Origin of the sequence: Streptomyces sp. NPDC088812, assembly GCF_044750285.1 — a bacterium.
GTDB lineage: Bacteria > Actinomycetota > Actinomycetes > Streptomycetales > Streptomycetaceae > Streptomyces.
The window spans coordinates 237,375-255,778 of record NZ_JBIVJP010000005.1 but is presented as its reverse complement, the minus strand read 5'-3'; the positions used below and the strand labels follow the sequence as shown (position 1 = coordinate 255,778).

14 protein-coding genes and 1 pseudogene are annotated in these 18,404 nt (G+C 67.0%); 6 read left to right on the top strand and 9 right to left on the bottom strand.

Annotated features, from left to right (window positions below; translation table 11 throughout):
• Positions 1 to 9 precede the first annotated feature (9 nt).
• The 3 genes from ACIP67_RS11420 to ACIP67_RS11410 form a co-directional block, all read right to left on the bottom strand.
• Entirely contained in the window at positions 10 to 828 is an 819-nt protein-coding gene (locus ACIP67_RS11420; RefSeq protein ID WP_392226018.1) for a hypothetical protein, read from the bottom strand.
• Positions 825 to 2,249, bottom strand: a complete 1,425-nt coding sequence (locus ACIP67_RS11415; protein WP_401690741.1) for a hypothetical protein — start codon at positions 2,247 to 2,249, stop codon at positions 825 to 827. The genes ACIP67_RS11420 and ACIP67_RS11415 overlap by 4 nt, the downstream gene beginning before the upstream one ends.
• A 417-nt stretch (positions 2,250 to 2,666) precedes the next feature.
• Positions 2,667 to 3,614: a hypothetical protein gene (locus ACIP67_RS11410; protein ID WP_401691007.1), complete on the bottom strand. Its 948-nt coding sequence runs from the start codon at positions 3,612 to 3,614 to the stop codon at positions 2,667 to 2,669.
• 28 nt (positions 3,615 to 3,642) lie between these two features.
• Between ACIP67_RS11410 and ACIP67_RS11405 the strand changes: the two are divergent.
• From ACIP67_RS11405 to ACIP67_RS11395, 3 genes and pseudogenes are all read left to right on the top strand, one after another.
• A pseudogene (locus ACIP67_RS11405) lies at positions 3,643 to 3,912 on the top strand (acetyl-coenzyme A synthetase); the annotation flags it as partial.
• Between the two features lie 433 nt (positions 3,913 to 4,345).
• Entirely contained in the window at positions 4,346 to 6,493 is a 2,148-nt protein-coding gene (locus tag ACIP67_RS11400; protein WP_401690739.1) for an AIPR family protein, read from the top strand.
• Positions 6,486 to 7,916 carry a protein kinase gene (locus tag ACIP67_RS11395; RefSeq protein ID WP_401690737.1) on the top strand — a complete coding sequence of 477 codons (1,431 nt, stop codon included), beginning with the start codon at positions 6,486 to 6,488 and terminating at the stop codon, positions 7,914 to 7,916. The genes ACIP67_RS11400 and ACIP67_RS11395 overlap by 8 nt, the downstream gene beginning before the upstream one ends.
• 21 nt (positions 7,917 to 7,937) lie before the next feature.
• Here ACIP67_RS11395 and ACIP67_RS11390 read toward each other — a convergent pair whose 3' ends face one another.
• The 4 genes from ACIP67_RS11390 to ACIP67_RS11375 form a co-directional block, all read right to left on the bottom strand.
• Entirely contained in the window at positions 7,938 to 8,696 is a 759-nt protein-coding gene (locus ACIP67_RS11390; RefSeq protein ID WP_401690735.1) for a PIN domain-containing protein, read from the bottom strand.
• A complete protein-coding gene (locus ACIP67_RS11385; protein ID WP_401690733.1) occupies positions 8,693 to 8,854 on the bottom strand; it encodes a hypothetical protein in 162 nt (53 codons plus the stop codon). Before ACIP67_RS11385 ends, ACIP67_RS11390 begins: the two co-directional genes overlap by 4 nt.
• A 616-nt stretch (positions 8,855 to 9,470) precedes the next feature.
• Complete coding sequence (locus tag ACIP67_RS11380) at positions 9,471 to 10,406, bottom strand: hypothetical protein (protein WP_401690731.1); 936 nt, start codon at positions 10,404 to 10,406, stop codon at positions 9,471 to 9,473.
• 8 nt (positions 10,407 to 10,414) lie between these two features.
• Positions 10,415 to 13,129, bottom strand: coding sequence for a hypothetical protein (locus tag ACIP67_RS11375; RefSeq protein WP_401690729.1), 2,715 nt, complete (start codon positions 13,127 to 13,129; stop codon positions 10,415 to 10,417).
• Positions 13,130 to 13,503: 374 nt separating this feature from the next.
• On the opposite strand from ACIP67_RS11375, the gene ACIP67_RS11370 reads away from it, so the two are divergent.
• Positions 13,504 to 14,025: a hypothetical protein gene (locus tag ACIP67_RS11370; protein ID WP_401690728.1), complete on the top strand. Its 522-nt coding sequence runs from the start codon at positions 13,504 to 13,506 to the stop codon at positions 14,023 to 14,025.
• 31 nt (positions 14,026 to 14,056) lie between these two features.
• Positions 14,057 to 14,722 (top strand): hypothetical protein, encoded by a 666-nt coding sequence (locus ACIP67_RS11365; RefSeq protein ID WP_401690726.1) that lies wholly within the window; start codon positions 14,057 to 14,059, stop codon positions 14,720 to 14,722.
• Between the two features lie 6 nt (positions 14,723 to 14,728).
• On the opposite strand, the gene ACIP67_RS11360 is transcribed toward ACIP67_RS11365, so the two are convergent.
• The gene (locus tag ACIP67_RS11360; RefSeq protein WP_401690724.1) at positions 14,729 to 17,215 is read right to left on the bottom strand and encodes an alpha-L-arabinofuranosidase C-terminal domain-containing protein; all 2,487 of its coding nucleotides are present in this window, start codon (positions 17,213 to 17,215) and stop codon (positions 14,729 to 14,731) included.
• Positions 17,216 to 17,359: 144 nt separating this feature from the next.
• On the opposite strand from ACIP67_RS11360, the gene ACIP67_RS11355 reads away from it, so the two are divergent.
• Positions 17,360 to 17,803, top strand: a complete 444-nt coding sequence (locus tag ACIP67_RS11355; RefSeq protein WP_401690722.1) for a DUF6314 family protein — start codon at positions 17,360 to 17,362, stop codon at positions 17,801 to 17,803.
• On the opposite strand, the gene ACIP67_RS11350 is transcribed toward ACIP67_RS11355, so the two are convergent.
• Entirely contained in the window at positions 17,785 to 18,378 is a 594-nt protein-coding gene (locus ACIP67_RS11350) for a histidine phosphatase family protein (protein ID WP_401690720.1), read from the bottom strand. The genes ACIP67_RS11355 and ACIP67_RS11350 overlap by 19 nt on opposite strands.
• Positions 18,379 to 18,404: the final 26 nt, after the last annotated feature.

The window sequence follows — 18,404 nt, the reverse complement described above, 5'->3', positions numbered from 1 at the left end:
CCGAGCCCGTCAGTACAGCGTGCCGGAATCGGAGACCCGCACGATGCCTGCGGCAGCCGGTCCTACGGGGGCACCTAGGCGCAGCAACTCGTCGTACGCCTGGACGCCTGCCAGTTCGCGGACCTGAAGTTGGTAGCGGCTGGTCGTGCGGTAGACCTTGACCGAGCGCTCGTCGTCCTCGGTCTCGGTCAACATGCCCTGGTCGACCAGGTAGCGAAGGGCCTTGCCCACGATGGCCTCGGTGGACGGCGGGGCGACGCGGCCGTCGCTGGTCGAGCCGGCCTCGGGTCTGCGCAAGTACACGCGCCAGGCACGCTCCAGTTCGAGGGCGTCGGTCATGGGGTCGCTGTTCTCCTCCGATCCGGCCACACGCTCGGATAGTTCCTGGCATGCGTGACGTACCAGTTGGTCCACCGTCGGAACCGTGGCCTGGCCGACATAGCCGTCGTCGGCGAGGTCCTCGGGCCGCGGGAAACAGCAGGCGGCGATGGCCAGGTGGGCGATGCCGTGCAGCACCCGCTCTGCCTCTCGCTGATGGGCCTGGCGCGCCTGCCGTGCGTAGTGATCGAGTTTGGTCTCGAACACCGAGCCCGGCAGAGCCCCGAAGACGGCACCGGCACGCTGGGTGATTCCGATGACCCGCAGCCCGAGGCCTGCCGCGCTCCTTCTCACGAGTTGCTCGAACGCCGGTTCCTCGTCATAGCGGCGGACGAGAGCCGCGTAGTCGGCGTCCCGGTGCGGACGCAGCCTGGGGCGAAGGCCGTATCCGACGAGCCGTGCCGCCTCCTCCGCGTCGTGCTCGCTGTAGGTGCCGAGGACCCCGCTCATCGGTTGTCGCCTCCGGTGTTCTTCGTGGTCGGTTCCGGGCCGTCGGCCGTGGCCGGGTCCACGAGCCGTGCCGTGGTGAGGAGCAGGTCGTCTCCTTCGAAGCCCTGGCTGTCCAGGTCGGCGCCGGCGTGCACGGCCACCAAGACCCGGGGATCTCCGCGGCGCAGGACTGTTCCGGTTTGCGGACCGTACGCGTGCAACGCCAGGAGTGCTACGAGTTCGGGAAGCTCGGGGTCGAGTGCTGCCGCTTCGTCTAGAAGACCGGACAGCGTGCGTACTTCGTCCGGCAGGTCGAGGAGCGCGTTGGCCTGTTCCCACTGGCGGTTAGTGAAGCGCTTCTGCTCTTCCAACGTCTCCAGGTCGGGTTCGAGGACTTCTCCCGCGAACCGCGTGCGCTCCGGTGCCGGGCGCAGCAGCAGGGGAACGAGGGTGGCCAGGTCCGGAAGATCGCGGACGACCGGGCCCGAGGAATCCGTGAAGTATCGGTCGGCTAATCCGGAGACATCAGTGACCGGCAGGTCGAGAGCAGGCGTGAGGAGGTGGCCGTACAGGTCGAGGGTCTGGCGCTGGGGAGTGTCGGCGAACTGCTGGCGATCCTGCTGCTCCCGGAAGAGGTCCCGGGCTCCCATGAGGTGGGTGTGGAGCTTGATGTGGCGTCGTACGCAGTCCTCGACGATTTCGACGAGTTCCGCTGCCCGACTCTTGCGCACGGGCTCCTCCGCCTCGTCGCGTGCCTCGGCCATGTACTTCGCGATCGCCCGCTCGGCCTTGACCCGTTCCTCGACGTGGGCGAGCGCGTCGTCGAGCAGTTTCGGGACTTTCTCCTGCCAGTCCACCGCCTGCACGTTGCGCTTGGTGGCGTCCAACTGGACCCGGATCATCTCCCCGTACTGGATCGTACGGATACGCGCCTGCTCGGCGATCTGCTTGGCGTCTGCCAGCTGGCCCCGCCTGATCAGGTTGTCGAGTTTCACCTCGGCGGCGACCTGGGCGGACTCGACGTCGGTGTCCAGGGCGCCGACCAGGACGTTCAGAGCCTCGTGCGAGGCACGCAGGTACAGCTTGCCCGTGGCGTCCCTGCGCTCCTCGATGAGCTTGAAGTCGAACGTGTGCATACGGTAGACGCCGTCGGCGTCCACTGCCCCGTACGGGCGGCGGAACGCGCGATCCACGTCCCCGACATTGATCAGACTCTCCAGCACCCAAGCCGTGACCCTCGCGTGCTCCTTGGCGGGACGCTCCGGCGCCTGCCGCGCGACGAACCGCTGGACCCGGTCCACGATGTGCTGGTGGCTGGCGCCCGTGTCGAAATCCATGGTGATCGCGACCTGGTCGATGGTGTACAGAGCGATCTCCGCCATCAGATAGGTCTTCGCCTCGGCCCACTCGATCATGCCCTTACGGGCGTCGAGCTCGTGCAACGGGGCGGTACATGCCAACGCCTTCGCTCTGCGGCTGAGCCCTTCGTCAACCGTGACAGCAGGCTCCCAGGTCTCGTCTCGCACAGTTGACACACTAGCCATGTACGACTACTCCGAACTCGGGTTTTCTCAGCCTATGTCGCCCCCGCCTCAGATTCGCCACACGACTGAGCCGTCTCGCTGTCCCGATGTGGGTCCGGTACCTCCTGGTCTCCGGCTGGACGGATGACCTGGAAGCTGTGGCAGGACTGGCGGACTTCGTGACACGGCTCGCCACGGGCGGCCAAGAGGACATCCTGCCGTTCCGCGAGTTCAGTGGCGCGATACACGAGGCCCTCGGCATCCCGTTCCCGCTGCGCAACGCCCAAGTTCTACGCGGGAGTCGATACAGCCGATACGGGAGATCGGCCTGAAGGCCTACTGAACCGGAGTGAAGCGGTCGATCAGGTAGCGGGCTACACCGGTCAGAGCCTGTAGGCGGAAGCGTGCCTCGCCGGCGTGCGAGGCGCCCGGATGCGGTCCGTTGGTGTGCGTGATCTGCCACAGGCCGCGTACGAAGGAGCCACCGTCGTTGTCGGGCAGCAGGCCCTGGTCGACGAGGTACCGAATGGCCGCTCCCCCCGCGCCCTGCATCGTGGTGGTAAATCCGTGGGCAGTGGCCACGTATACGGCGACAGCCTCGAACATCGCTCTCAACTGGCCGTTCGCCGCCTCGAAACGCTGCTCCACCAGGTTGTCCACGGCCTGGCGGTAGCAGTTCCTGGCGACGGTCAACCCGAGCCGGTCGAATTCGTGCTCCAGCGCTGTGATCTCGTCACTAAGCGGCGCGCGCGGCTCGTCGAGAGGCAGGAGACGCGCACCAAGCAGCCGCGACCTGGACCTGCCCCACATCTCCTCGGTGGTCTCGTACTCCGCGACGAGGTCCAAGCCATCCGACCTGAGTGCCTCCCGCAGCTGCCAGAACGGGGTACCGGCAGGAACATCCCCGTCCTCGGCGGGCGCCGTCCGCTCCGCGACCAGGCGGACGAACTCGTAGAGCGCCTTACGGGCCGCCAGATCGGCGTCGGCGGCCTGTCGCTGTGCGCCTCGAACCGTCCGGACCACCAGTTCGGCCTTACCGTACGAGTCGGACGGCATGAAGCCGTCCAGGCCGGCCTTCATGAAGAGGAGTTCCAGCTCGGCCTTGGAGAAGACATCCTTCGCGATGTCCGCCGCGCACCCGATCACGGGCGACGAAATCAGTTTCACCCCGGCATCGTCCCAGCCCGGCGGGAAGCGTGTCGTGCCGTTTTCATCTCGATCACCGGAATCGGTGCTCGCGACGCGGTCTGTTTGGACAGCGCCCCCGTCCGCCGCCTCCAGCAACGAAAGGCACCACTTCGTCCGCTACGGCGAGGACAGCGACACCTGGGTCCTCGGCTGTATCGACGACGTCATGAATGTCTCTGGGCACCGCAGCTCCACCGCCGAGGTGGAGTCCGCGCTCCTCTCGCACCCCGATGCCGCCGAAGCCGCCGTGGTGGGCGTCCCGGACGCCACCACGGGCCAGGCCATCGTCGCCTTCGTCATCCTGCACGGCGCCACGGAGGGCACCGACGCGTCCACGGCCGGGCTGCACGAGCACGTGACCCAGGAGATCGTCTTGATCGCCAAACCTCGCCGGGGCCTGCTCCGCCTCATTGATCCTCGACGAGGAAGCAGGCCCGCTCGTAAAGTTCGTCGAACGTGATTACCTCGACGTCCTGGACAACTTTCCCGCCCCGATTCGCGGGCCAACTCATGGCCGACAGGACTCTCCTGGGTTGGCCCTGAACATGCCGGCCCAAGAAGTCCACTCCCCTCCGCCCGCAGGGCCCCACCTCAAGCCACCGCCCGCAGGCCGCCCCTCTTACGCGCACCCCACCTCATGGGGGGCAAGTGGCACGACCACAACGGATGCCCCCGGTGCCCGTACCGTGGGTGGCGCTACATCCATCAGACAGGCGCACTCCATGCCTGACGAGGAACTCTCACGAACCCAGGCGCGTCCTCGCTCGTATAGTGCTGGGATCACCATCGGACGGAGGCAGGGCGTGACGGCAGGGAGCAACCCGGAGGTGGCCACGCCCTTGCAAGTGCGGCAGGTCCGGCAGGCCCTCGCGAGCGAGTTCGACGGGCTGATCGAGCTGGGGGACGGCGAGTTCACCCGAAACCGCGAGACCGTGTTCTTCTCCCGCGCCCTGGCGGCGAAGGCCGTGCGGATCACAACCGACTGCACCGCGCAGGAGGCGGCCGCCGCTGTCACTGACGGAGCCGATGACTTCGGCATCGATGCCGTGGCCACGTCACCGGCAACCGGCGAGTTGTGGCTGATCCAGGCCAAGTGGAGTGACCAGGGCACTGCCCGATTCACGTCCGCCGACGCCTCCAAGCTCCTCCATGCCTTCCGGATGCTGGACAACTTGGACTTCGATCGCTTCAACGCCCGGTTTCAGGCGTTCGCTGACCGGATCCGCCACGTGCTCGCCCAGCCATCGCCCCAGGTCCACCTCGTCGCTGCCGTTATGGGGCCGGCAGCACCAGCGACTCGTGCCCTGCATTTGATCCACGGGGAATCGGCCGACCTGGACACTCGCACCGATCTGAGGGTGCTGGCGAGCAGCGACCTGCACGCCGCTATCCGCCAGGACGTGGCGCCGCAGCCGCTGACCGTGACCGCTACCTTCACCGACGGCTGGTTCGGGCAAGACCTGCCCTATCCCTCCCACGTCGGTACGGTCACCGCAGACGAGATCGCCCATTGGTATGAGCTGCACGGCGCAGAACTGTTCAACGTGAACGTACGCCGCCCGCTGGGGCACACATCCGTCAACGCCACACTTGACGACAGCCTGGCCAAAAACCCTGAGCACTTCTGGTATTTCAACAACGGCATCACGGTGCTGTGCGAGTCGACCACCGCTGAGTACTTCGGCCGCCGCGCGCAGGGCGCGCCGGTGCGCCTCACCATGACCGACGCGCAGATCGTCAACGGCGCACAGACCGTGGCAGCGCTGTACCGCGCCTTCGCGGACGATCCGCAGACGCTCGCGGAGGCCAAGGTGATGGTGCGGATCATCACCATCGGACAGACCCCGCCAGGGTTCGCCAACTCGGTCACGGTGGCCACCAATACCCAAAACCATGTAGAGCGGCGCGACTTCATTGCGCTGGACCAGGCGCAGGCGTACATTCGCGACGACTTCCGAATCACCCTGGACAAGGACTACGTCATCAAGCGCGGAGAACTTGAGCCCGCGCCCGATGCAGGCTGCACCGTGCTGGAAGCAGCCACTGCGCTGGCCTGCGCCCATCCCGACGCGCGGATGGCCGCAGGGGCTCGCGCCTCCACTGATTTCCTGTGGCAATCTGCCCCGGAGGGCGGCTATACGCAGCTGTTTGCGGAGCCGCCCAACGCCGTGCAGATTTGGCGCTCGGTGCAGCTGCTGCGTACCGTGCAGCAGACCGTCCACGACCTCTCGGCGACCTTGCCCGGCCGCGCCGCCGCGATCGCAGAGAGCGGCGTACTCCTGGTGGCCCATCTGGTGTTCCAGCGCGCGGACACCGAGGCGATCGACGACCTAGACGCAGACTGGCAGCCCACACTGAACGCGGCTCCGGAACTCACCGCGCAGACCCTGGCCCACCTCATCTCGGAAGTCGACCGGCGGTCCGGGCCGCACAGCTTCGTCTCGCGCACCTTCACACAGGCGGCGGCCTCCCGGGAACTGGCGGCAGCAGTCTTGGCCTCGTTCGACGGCCAGGGGCACTACCCCGAACTTGCCTCCTACCAGCGTTCCACCGAGCCACGTCGCGAGCGGCGTCCCAACCCGACGCGACTCCTGGTCGATCAGCACCGGCTGCAGGACGGCACCCAGCTCATGTATCACCCCAGGCCCCGGGAGGACGAGGCAATCGGGGAGTGGCTGAACGCCGACCCGAACCGATTCATGGCGACATGGACTAACGACAAGGCCAAGCCCCTGCTGTGGGCGGCTGACGGGGCGCGCTATTCCCCGGCCGGCCTGATCCTGCACATGTGGCGGCAGGCCGGCTGGGACGACGCCCCGCTCGCGGTGCAGGCCAGCACGCAGTGGGCCCTGCCCGGCGGCCCCACATTGAGCGACCTTGCGCAGGAGCTGTGGCACGAGGCCCGGAGCACCGAGCCGCACTCAGGCGAAACCGGCGGAGACGTGAGGCGGGGGGACGGCACGAACGGTGCCTGAGCCACGGATCATCGCCAAGCGCTACGCACTGCGTGAGTCAATCGAGGAAGGCGGGATGGGCCAGGTCTGGCGCGCCAACGACCTGACCCTGGGGCGCGATGTCGCCGTCAAACTCATCCTGGACGACCTCGCTGCCCACCGTGATGGCGACGCCGTCGTGGAGCGCTTCCGCCGAGAGGTGCGCGTGACCGCACAGCTGCATCACCCAGGCATCCCCCAGGTGTACGACGCCTTCTTGGACGGCACCGCGGACCGCATGTTCATGGTCATGGAACTCGTGCAGGGCGTTTCCCTGAAACAAGTGATCGACACTTCCGGGAGTGTGCCTACGGTGTGGGCCGTGTGTCTGGCACTGCACCTATGTGCCGCTCTGCACCACGCGCACGATGTCCACGTGATCCACCGTGACATCAAGCCAGCCAACATCATGATCGCGGTCGACGGCACCGTGAAGATCCTGGACTTCGGCATCGCCATGGCCCTAGGCCTGGATGCGCCCAGCCGCCTGACGAAGCCCCAACAGATCATCGGCAGCCCGCACTACATGGCCCCCGAGCAGTTCGATGCGGGTCACATCACGCCCCAGACCGACCTCTACGCCCTGGGCGTAGTGCTGTACGAGCTCCTGACGGGTGAGCGGCCGTTCGACGGGGGCAACGTCGTCAACCTGATGTGTGCGCATGTGCTCCAGCAGCCTGCACCACTACGCAGCCACCGTGCGAACGTCGACCCTCGACTCGAACGGCTCGTCCTCGACCTGTTGGCCAAGCCCGCCGATGCGCGCCCCAACAGCGCCCGCCACGTGATAGGCGAGCTCCTGGGCCACCTACCGCACCAGCATCACGGGTACCTCTCGTTCCCCGGACTGCCGACCTTGACGGTGCCCCCAGTCCTTATGCCCGGCCCCGACGTACCTCGAGTCCCGGCAGTCGCGTCGAGGGGCGTTCGCCATATGCTCCCCGAGCCGGTCAGTACGGAAGGGCACACCGACCGCCTGGGAACAGCCCGGGCTCTGTTCGAGGCAGGTCGGCTGAGCGAGGCGCTGTCGGTCTACGAGGCCCTAGCTCATGAGTTCGACCTCCTCGGCGTGCAGGGTGCTGAGGATGCCCTGACCTGCCGCATCCTGGCCGCCCGTTGCCGGATCGGACTCGGCCAACATCAACGCGCGCTGGGCGATCTGCAACGCGAACTGGCCCAGTTGCGCGCCCATCACGCACCCACGGACACCGTCGTTCTTGAGGTGCGCCTACAGGCAGGGCTGTTGCTGCGCGATGTGCACCGCTTCGCAGAGTCGGTACAGGAGTTGAGCAGCCTGTACAACGACTTGGTAGGCAAGCATGGTCCGGATTCTGCCCTGGCAAATCAGGCGCGCGAGGCTCTCATCGCGATTCGTCGGCGGCCGCCTGGCGGCCGCTCCAGCTGATGAGGCCGAGGCAACCCGCGCTTAGGTGTCGTCATCGTCCTCGGGGACATCGACGCTGATGCTCACAATGTTCGCCTCGCGGTGCTTCGCACGAAGCCGTCCTCGGGGATCAGGTACTTGTCCGGTGGGAAGTCCCAGGGCAGGCACCAGGTCATGGCCTTGCCTCGCATCCCGTTGTCGCGCGTGATGACGGTGATCTGGCGCGGTGCGATGGCCTGCTGCAGGTGGGGCCGCGCGGGCCACGGCTTCGTCGTCGTTGTTCGGCAGGCGTCGGTGCCCAGGCTCGTCGCGTAGGACCTGGACCTCGGTGCCGTCGTGCAGTTCGAAGCGGCCGTCGGTGGACAGGCTCTTGAGGACGTCGCCCAGCAGCTCGTAGACCCCGCGCGCTCGTTTCCTGATCTTCTCGCTGCCCTCGGAGTAGGACTTGGTGTCGATCTCCTCCACCACCACGTGCGGGATCACCAGCGTCGCTGGGCCCTTCTCGCACACCCGAGACCACGGAATCTTGTCGAAGCGCTGACAGTGCAGCAGGGTGTTCGCGTCCACGACCAGCACACGCTGCCGGTAGCTGCGGTAGTCCTCCACGGTCTGCCGCATCCGGTTCTGCAGTTCCATGAAGTACGTCGCCAGCTCGTCCAACTCCCAGTGCAGCAGCAGCGCGGTTCGGTAGGGCGTCAGGGGGCTGTGCACGATGTGGCTGTAGTGCTCGCCGCGCAGCCGCGCCGGCACCGCCGGGTCGGCGAAGACACTCGCCAGTTGCCGAGCTGTCGTCGCGGTCACTGGGCGTACTGCCGCAGCGTCACCACCAGGTCGGGCCCGGCCAGCTTCGAGGGCTCCACGCCCGCCAGCGTCGGCTGGGCGAAGTGCGGGACGGAGTTGCGGACGTCGTTGAGCCCGCCTGGACCAGGTCGTCGAGGAACCTGATCGCCTTCTCGCAAGTGACCCCGGGCCTCAGCAGCATGGACGACTCCCTCGCCTCTCGGGCTGCCGCACCGTTGCGGGCGACTTCGCCAGCCACATCGTGGCAGCCGATCCCAGCAGGCGGCCACCGAGATCCGCGGGTCTGCCGCGCCCTGACGCTCGTTGAACCAGCAGAGACCATCCTCCATGGTCGATTCCCGGGGCGAGGGCTCATGACACGGTCGTTAGCCGTACCCCGGGTTGTGAGAACCGTGCGGCATAGGTCCGCAAGTCGGCGCCCCACAGTTGAGGAATCAAGAGAGTAAGTCTGGGGAACCCGTGAGCACCGGGTGGGGAAGATAAAATCAACGAGTCTCATCAACGACCGAGGCGAGCATCGCGCTGTTCGGGTAGATGGGCGACTTTTACAACTCCCGGCACGGCCAGAAACGGCTCGGCTACCTCAGCCCACCGAGTTCGAAGGGAAGCACCACACCGACCAGGCAACGGCCGAATGCACCCGAGAACCGACAATCCGCTCTGACCATCCGATAAAAGTACCCACCGCACGCCGGAAGAACCTCAGCCAGCACCCTCGGCCACATGCTGGTTCGCTTGGACGGCGCCCCCTCGATCCCATACATAGTGTCCAGATCAAGAGCGGCGTCGCCCATTGCCTCGCTTACCCCGAACGAGCTCTGCGGCGACCCACTGCTCGAATTCGCCGATAGGGACTACTGGCACGCTGGAGGCAAGCACTCGGGGAGCCATGAGATCCCTGCTGGTGACGATGGCGGATGTAACAGTCCAGCTGGTGGTATCGCGATCCCCAAGGAAGTGAGTCAACGTTACCGCAAGGTTTTGGCGTACCCACTCTGTGCGGCGACCAAGTTTGAAGAGAGCACTTTTGTCGCCGCGCAATAGAGCATCGGCTTCGTTGGCCATTTCGGTCGGATTACGTGACATCTCGAAGTCCTTGGCTTCGATAACGATGATCACGCGTCTAGCCGCGTTGATACCAAGCGCATCGATGTCGCCCAGATCGTGACCCTCAGCTGACGTGAGTCTACGTCCCGCGATTTTGGAGACACCCCTGACAGCGAGGGAACAGCCTCCAGCCTTGAGTGTGTCGACGACATGCGCTTCGAAGGCCTTGTTCTCGTCCTGCCGAATCACTCCCAGCAGTTTCTTCATCGCTGATGACGTGCTGCGCAACCGTCCGGAGTAGATGAGATTGACCCAATACGAGCCACTGCTCCAAGTGTGTCTGGCTCCCCAGACGAGTTGAGAGCCGTCCCCTGTGCCCACACGGATAAGCGGGCGTCGAACGTACGACCATTCCCGGTTGTAGCGCCACGGCCACGCATCGGAGTTGACAGAAAGGAACTTGGCGCGGGGACGCAGTGTGAGCCGATCGAGGAAGGTCTGCGCTTTCTCATGTTCCCAGTGCAGCGTCCTGGACAAGTGATCGGCAACAACCGACTCTGCAAGGGTGTAGGGCTCTGACTGGCAGCGCTCATCCCCCAGAGCGATGACCTCGCCGACACCCTGGGACAAGTCGGTGAGAGAGAAGCCGAACTCGGCGACCATTGCTTCTTCTACCTGTGCAGTGGGCCCTTGGGGCTCGGATCCCCGGCGGGAATGACGAGTCGGTGCTGCAAGCAGGAGTGCCTCTGCTCGGGCTGTAGCAAGGGCGTTGGAGCCTGATTCGTATTGGTCGCCGCGGGAGACACCGAGTCGACCGGAGGCCAACAAGGCAAGTTGAGCCTCTGAGAAGTCGTGGTGAATGGCTTCCGAGAGAGTGGCACGAGAGATGAGTTCTGCAGACAACGCCATGAGGTGGTCGTACGTGTCCAGGGTGGTGACGAGTCTCCACTGGGAGGTTGGGCAGCGACGTATTCGATGAGGAATCGGCTGGCCTGAGCAGCTTCCACTTGGCGCTTGGTGGTCCTGACAAGGTTCTCGGCCGGCTGGCTTGCCTCTCCGAAGCAGGCGATGCGCGATGGGAGGATCTGGTCATTGAAGGCCTCGTCGTACAGGAGCGCTTCGTGCCGCGAAATCAGCGACTCGACGAGCCCCTCGGCCGCCAGACCGGCCACCATATCCTCGATGAGTGTGAAGTAGTGCCCCACGACCTTCTGCAGAACCTGGGTACGCTTCTCCGAGGGGATGGTCCCCACTGGCGTACCGGCGCTATCGAGGTACCGGCCCAGTTCGTCAAGAACCATGGCGGAAGCAGCAGGTTGTACCAGTCGAGCCGTAGGGAGCGGACCGGGGCGCAGCGGAAGGCGTGGGTTCAGTTCGACGTGCAACATCTGTTTGGGACCCTCGGGCGCCAGTTGATCGACGAGCGCGTCAAGATCCTCGTCCACCAATCCGGCGGTTTGCGTGATGCCTTCAAGCAGGGCTCGTAGCACGATGCGGTCGGCTCCATTTGCGTCTGCGAGAAGGCTGGCCAAGCCCTCCGCGTAGAGGCGCAGATCGACGAGCCCAGGTTCGGCGCCACGGACGCCGACCCAGGGACGTGCACTTTCTGTACCAGGATTGCCGTCCAACGCAGCCTGCCACGCTGAGGGATCGTCGAAGGAAAGGCTCACGTACAGCTCGCCCGTAGACGCGGCTAGCGGCAAGAGCTCGGGACGGGCGGTAGAAATCTGCCAGGTCCAGAAGGCTGCTGCTTCTACCGTCAGGTGATGGAAATCCTTCAGCCCGTCAGCAACTTCATGGTCGCCAGCACCCAACCACACATTTACGTCTGGGACTTCGACGAGTCTCCCCACCTCGGGTACGTCTGGAAGAGGTCGATAGATCGGCGCCGTAGACGTGCCGTATACGGAGACCACCGGCACGTAGACAGGCCTGTGGGGGCTGGGAACGTCATGACGGTCGTAGCGTTGCTGAACTTCAACGCGCAGCGCTCGAGAGTGGTCCTGTTCGACGAGAAGCATCGTAGGTCTCGTGTCGTCTGACACGTAGTAGCTGTACTCGCAGTTCCGGTAGAGCCCGTAGTTGTCCAGCGCGCTCCACGACTGCACATGGGTCGTCTCGTGCAGCTCCGTTTCCGCTTGCGCAAACCGCCATAGGAACAGGGGGTGTGAGCCGTCCAGCTCTGCCATGACCTGAAGGTCGCTGAGAGAGGTCACGACGACCGGGCCGGGGCGACGCTGGTCCGCGAGTCCCAAGAACGAGGATCGGCCCACGCCTTCGTTGATTATGAGGCGAAGAGTGCGGGCGTCCTCGGGAAGAGGCGGGCCGACAGGGTCAATGACGTTCTGTACCCGCAGACCAAGATCCCGGATGGGCCAGTGACCTGCCGGATTGGTGTCGTCGTAGTCGGACAGGTCATCCATGACCACGGCAAGGTCGAGGATCTTGTCCTCAGCGAACGTGAAGGTGCGGCGGGTGATCAGGTCATCACCCGTCTGTTGAGCCGGCCCTGTCGGGACCGCACCACACAGCGTCAAAAGGCGGCCGGTGTCCCTCATCGTCTGATCGCGCAGTAGGCGCGCAAGCTGGGGTCGGCATTCGTGCAACCCGGCTTGAACGATGAGTTCATGGCGCAGCGCCGTAACCAGTTCGGCTGGATTTGCGACGATCAAGCCGTCTTCCATGAGGAGAAGAGGTTTGACTACGAGTCCATCGTCCGGCCCTGGTCCCGTGGTGAGCATGTGCTCGCCGGGCCGGATACCCCATCCAGCGAGGAGATCGACGGAACTGGCCGGCAGCAGGTGAGACAGATCGGTGAAGCGATAGCGGACGGCTTCCCGCAGGGCGGTGAGAGTCTTCTCTCCCGGAACGAACACCTCGTCGCCGTGTCGCTGAGGCGGAGCGACACCCCGGTGAAGCCCGGCCCGACGCAGCATGGCGTCGCTCAACCTCAATGCCGTGTGCGCCCACAGCTGCGTCTCCTTGACGAACTGCGTCGGCAATACGGCCTGTCCATCAGGCCCGAGGATGCTACGCAGCATGAGATCGAGGGTGTGAGCACACCGTGATGTCAGTCCTTGCGCGACGAGACATGGCCCGCCGTGGAAGGAAACCTCGGCGGTGTACAGGTCGTCGTACAAATCTTCTTGGGCACGGATCTGAGAGCCGCTGACCAGGGGATCCTTGAGCAGCGCCCGGAGCTTGCTGGGTGACAGCCGAGGTGCATCCGGACGGCTGGGGAGGCACGCGCCGATGGAAGCAAGGCGCTGAAGCCTCACAAGGCGCGGAATGTTCTGAGGAATCAACTGCAGAGCGGCTGCCGACGCGACAAGCGACGGGCCGTCTACATCGTGCCAAGGGCGGCCGGTCAAGCGGGCAGCGGTCATGCGCGTCTCCTAGGGCTGGCGGACGATTCTTGATGCAGCCGAAGAATTCACTGCGACCAGCAACAAGCGCCTCCGTGCGTCACGGTAGCGCCCAGGACTGACAACGGACGCCACTTCCCAACCCCGAACGTCCGACTCCTACGGGATCGAGTTCACCAGGCGCTCGGCATCGCCGACGAGGAACCGGCTCACCCCATCACTCACTCACAGTGAGCATCCAAGCTCATGATTCGCCAACTATGCCTCTCATGATTTGCCAACAAGGATTCTCCACGTGCTCCCGACCTGCGCGTCTCAGTCCATGATTCGCCAACTACAGTTCTCGGTCACAGGGCGATCCGTGCCCAGGCCGCCCGTCTGCGTAACCTTCCCGCATGGGGAACGTGTTCCAGGCTGGTGCCGACAGCATGTATCTGTCCAACGGCGGGACCGCGGTGTTCACCGAGGTCCTGACCCTCGCCGTCGCGGAGCTCGCGGAGCGGCCCTGGGAGCTGCGGTTCGCGGCGCTGCTGTCCTGGCAGGACCAGAACGTGCTGGGGCGCGGGGCGGTCGGGTTCGACCTGGCCGGACTGGACTGGGGCGCCACGGCCGGGGAACGGGCCGCGGCCAGGGACTTCGTCCTGCGGGTGATCCGCCTGGCCGCGCGCCGCCACCGCTGGGACGAGCTCGGCTACGAGCCGCCGTACGCGCCGGCGTACCTGCGCCGCTTCCTGGAGCTGGTCGAGGGGTTCGAGCCCCCGGCCGCCGTCCCGCCCGGCGACGCCCTGCCGCCGCCGGCCGTCGCCTGCTGCACCCGCCACCGGGTGCTGAGCGGGCTGCCGGACTGGGAGGGCTGCGTGTTCTGCCACCGCGACGGACCCGGCCCGATGACCGCCACGGCGGACCTGGCCCGATGACCGCCACGCCGGACCCGGCATGATGATCGCCATGACACCGATCACCGGCCTGGACCTCACCGGCTTCACCGAGCGCGAGCCGGGGGTGTGGACGGACACGGCGGGCGTCGTCCTGTCGGTCCACTTCTTCCCGCTCGTTCCGGACCTGCCGGCGCCGCCGCACGAGACGGACCGGCTCCGCGCGGGCCTCGCGCGGAACGTGGCCGCGGCCGGCGGCGGGCTGATCGAGGCGGTGCCCGGTGCCGTGGACGGCGTTCCGGCGGTCCGTCAGCTGGTGAAGGTGCCGCTGCCCGGCCGGCGCGGGCAGGCCTTCCTGGCCAGCTGGACGGTGCCGAGGGCGGGGTGCAGCACGGTGGTGAAGGTGCAGGCCGCCGAGGGCGCGACGACCGGGATGCGGGAGGCCGTGGTGATGGCCGAGGTGGGGCCGGCCGACTACTTCCGGCCCCACCCGTACGCGGGCGGCGGGCAGTTGGGCGGGCTGCCGTACCACGTGGGCGACGACGAGCGGTGGGACGCGCGGTTCCCCGGCCATCCGCTCACCCTGGTCCGCGCGGCCCTGCACCGGATCACGCCCACGGTGACGCTCGACGAGCGTTTCAAGGCGCTGCCGCCGTTCGGCGGGCAGGCCCCCGCCCCACAGGCCCCCACCCCGCAGGCGCCGCCCCGGCGGGGTTGGTTCCGCCGGGGCGGCGCCTGACGGGGCTCACCTCTGCTTGAGCCGCAGGAAGGTGATCGAGTTCGCCGGGAAGGTGTACGTGAACTCGTCGGCGACCCCGGTGAAGGTGGAGGTCACCGGCGTGACCGGGGTCTCCGCCTCCGTGTTGACCGCGTCCGGCGCGGCGGCCAGCGTGGTCACCCGGGCCGTGCCGGCGACCTTGGCGCCGCCCAGGTCGATCGCGGTGCGGGCGTCCGCGGACTGGGCGTTGACGACCTTGACGATCAGGTCGCCGGTCTTCTTGTCCTTGGTGACGACCTGGCGGAACGGCTCGGCCGGCTTGTCGTCGGTGAAGCTGCCCCACTCCTGGCCGTCGAGGTAGAGGGTGACCTGGCGGCCCCGCACCTTGATGTCGATGTCGTAGGCCCGGCCGGTCTCGATCGTCCCGGCCTTGGAGATCAGCGTCGACTTGCCGCCGTCGACGGCCTGCTCGACGGCGCTGGTGGTGTTGTTCCAGCCGCCGAGGTTCCACCAGTAGTAATTGCCGGTGTCCTGCACGCCGAAGGCGACGAGGAAGCCCTCCTTGCCGGCCGTCTTGGTGGCCTTCACATGCAGGTCGTAGTTCTGCCAGCCGGTGTCTCCGGCGGAGACCATGGTGTTCTCGGCGGCCACGTCGGTCTGGACGTACTGCCCGTCCTGGAGCGACCAGCTGCCGCCGCCGGTGTGCGTCCACTGCGAGGCGTCACCGGAGAAGTCGTCGGACAGCAGGGTGGTGCCGTCGGCGTCCGTCACCGTCACGTCGTCGTACGCCGCCGTGGTCGCCCAGGTCGACAGGCCCACGGCACCGGTGATGGGACCGCTGACGGAGGGGGTGGTGGTGGCCGTCGAGGGGACGACGCGGTCGCCGACGTTGTTCATGAACAGCTTCTGGACCTCGTAGTTGGCCGAGTTCCAGGAGGCGTGGTTGTTGAACCAGATCAGGTCCGGGTTCCACTGCACGTAGTCCTCGTTGGCCAGCAGCGGTGCGTAGGACGCCAGCTTCACCACGTCGGCGTTGCGTTCCAGGCCGGTCATGAAGGCCGCTTCGGCGAGGCCGTTCTTGAAGGTGTTGCCCAGGGAGGCGTACTCGCCGAGGAAGACCTTCGGGCCGCTGCGGTCGTAGGAGTCGTAGCGGTCGTTGTTCTGCAGGAACCACTGCGGGCTGTTGTAGTAGTGCTCGTCGACCATGTCGACGTCAGCGTCGCGGTTGAGCTGCCAGGCGGTGTCGAAGGTCGTACCGGAGTCGTCGGGGCCGGAGTTGGAGACGACGGTGATGTCCGGGTACTCGGCCTCGATGGCGGCGCGGAACTGCTGGAAGCGCTCGAAGAACGCCGCGGGCAGGTTCTCCTCGTTGCCGACCTCGAGGTGGGTGAGGCCGAAGGGCTTCGGGTGGCCCATCTGGGCGCGCTTCTTGCCCCAGGTCGAGGTGACGGGGCCGTTGGCGAACTCGATGAGGTCGAGGGTGTCCTGGATGTGCCGCTTCAGCAGCGCGTCGTCGACGACGGCCTGGTTCTGTCCGCAGCCGGTCACCAGGGCCGGCACGACGGGCAACGGCATCGCGCCGATGTCCTCGGCGAAGCGGAAGTACTCGTAGTAGCCGAGGCCGTAACTCTGGTTGTAGCCCCAGAAGTTGGCGTTGGTGGCGCGCTCCTCGACGGGGCCGATGGTGTCCTTCCACTGGTAGGAGCGGGCGCGCTGCCAGTCGGAGGCCTCGCTGTAGTCCTGCATGGAGCCGGTGTTGACCAGGCAGCCGCCGGGGAAGCGCACGAAGCCCGGCTTCAGGGCGGCGATCTTCTCGGCGAGGTCCTTGCGCAGGCCGTTGGACTGGTGCTTGTAGGTGTCGCGCGGGAACAGCGACACCATGTCGAGGGCCGCCGCGCCGGAGGAGGCGACGGTCAGGCGGCCGGCGCTGCTGGTGCGGGTGGCGGTGAGGGTGGCCTTGTACTGGGCCCAGCCACCCTTCGCGGCCACCTTGCGGGCGGTGGCCAGGGTGCCGTCGGCGTCCTGGAGGGAGACGGTGAGCGTGGTGCCGGCCTCGGCGCGGGCCCATACCGAGAAGTCGTACTTCTCGCCCTGCTCCAGAGGGATGCCGGTGTTGTAGCCGGCGTTGGTGACCGACGTGCCGGCGGCCAGGGAGAGGTAGGTGCGGTTGCGCTCGTTGAGGCGGCCGTCGTCGTCCAGGGTCTGCGCGGTGCCGTCGACGGTCCAGGAGGTCAGCGGGGTGTAGGAGCGGTTGTCGACGGTGGAGTACTCGAAGGACCGGTTCTGCACGAGTTCGGCGTACAGCCCGCCGTCGGCGGCCCGGTTGATGTCCTCGAAGAAGACGCCGTACATCGTGTCGTCGATCGTCGCGCCCTGGGCGGTGGGGTCGACGGTGATCGCGTAGTCGGTGACGTCCTCGGCGTGCGCGGGGGCGGGCAGGAGGGCGCCGGCCGTCAGCAGGGCGGTGACGGCGAGACCGGCTCTCCAGCGGGTGCGGGCGGTGCTGCGTGACATGGATACTCCGCGGCTCGGGTGGGGCATCGTCGCAGTTTGTTCGAAATTTCGGACATTGGTCAGCACTTCGAACGGCAAGATAGGGAGGGGGCGCGAGCGCGTCAATGGTTCGCGCAGCAACGGACGTGACGGAGGACGGAATCCATGGGCGAGTTCTGGCCAGTGCCCGACGTCCTGGCCTACCTGGCCGGCCGGTGGCGGGTCGAGCGGTCCGTACGGGATCTCGCGGGGGGTGACGAGGGCGCGTTCACCGGCGTCACCGGCTTCGGCCCGCTCGACGGGGGCGGGCTGCTGCACCACGAGTCGGGCACCTTCACCTGGCGGGGCGTCCCCCGGCCCGCCGAGCGGACCCTGCGCTTCCTGCCCGGTCCCGGCCCCGGCACGGCGGACGTGCGGTTCGCCGACGGCCGGCCCTTCCACGACCTGGACCTGACGAGCGGACGGCACGTCACCGACCACCCGTGCGCGGCCGATCTCTACCGGGGCGAGTTCACCGTCCGGGACGCGGACCACTGGCGCACGGTCTGGCGCGTGGGCGGCCCGGCCAAGGACCTGCTGCTCACCACCGACTACCTGCGCGAGGCCTGAGCCGGCGTCCCGTCGAGGCGCAGGTGCCAGCGCCCGCCCCGGCCACTGACGGTGGTCGTCGACAGCGGCCTGACATCGATGTTCCAGTACGACGACGGCGGCGCCTTGAGCGCGTACACCAGGGCGGCCCGGATCACGCTCGGCTCGGCCACGGCGACGATCCGGCAGCGGTCCTCCACCGGCCGGGTGTCGAGCCAGCCGCCCACCCGGGAGATGAACGACAGCAGCGACTCCCCGCCGTGCGGAGTGGCCCGGGGATCGGCCAGCCAGGCGTCCACGGCCTGAGGTTCCCGGGCCATCGCCTCGCCGAGGGTCAGGCCCCGCCAGCGCCCCATGTCGCAGTCGCGCAGGGCGAGCTGGACGAGCGGGGCGTACCCGAGCGCGTCCCCGGTGGCGCGGCTGCGCGGGGTCGGCGAGCAGTACCGCAGTTCGGCCGCCGCGAGCGGCAGCAGGTCGCCGACCACCCGTTGCACCGCGTCCCAGCCGGCCCGGTCCAGCGGCCGGTCGTCCTCGAAGCGGTCCGCGAGCAGCGGGGAACTGCGCGCGGTGGCGACGAACGTGACCCGGACTGCCATGCGGCGATGGTCCGGCGACCGCGCGG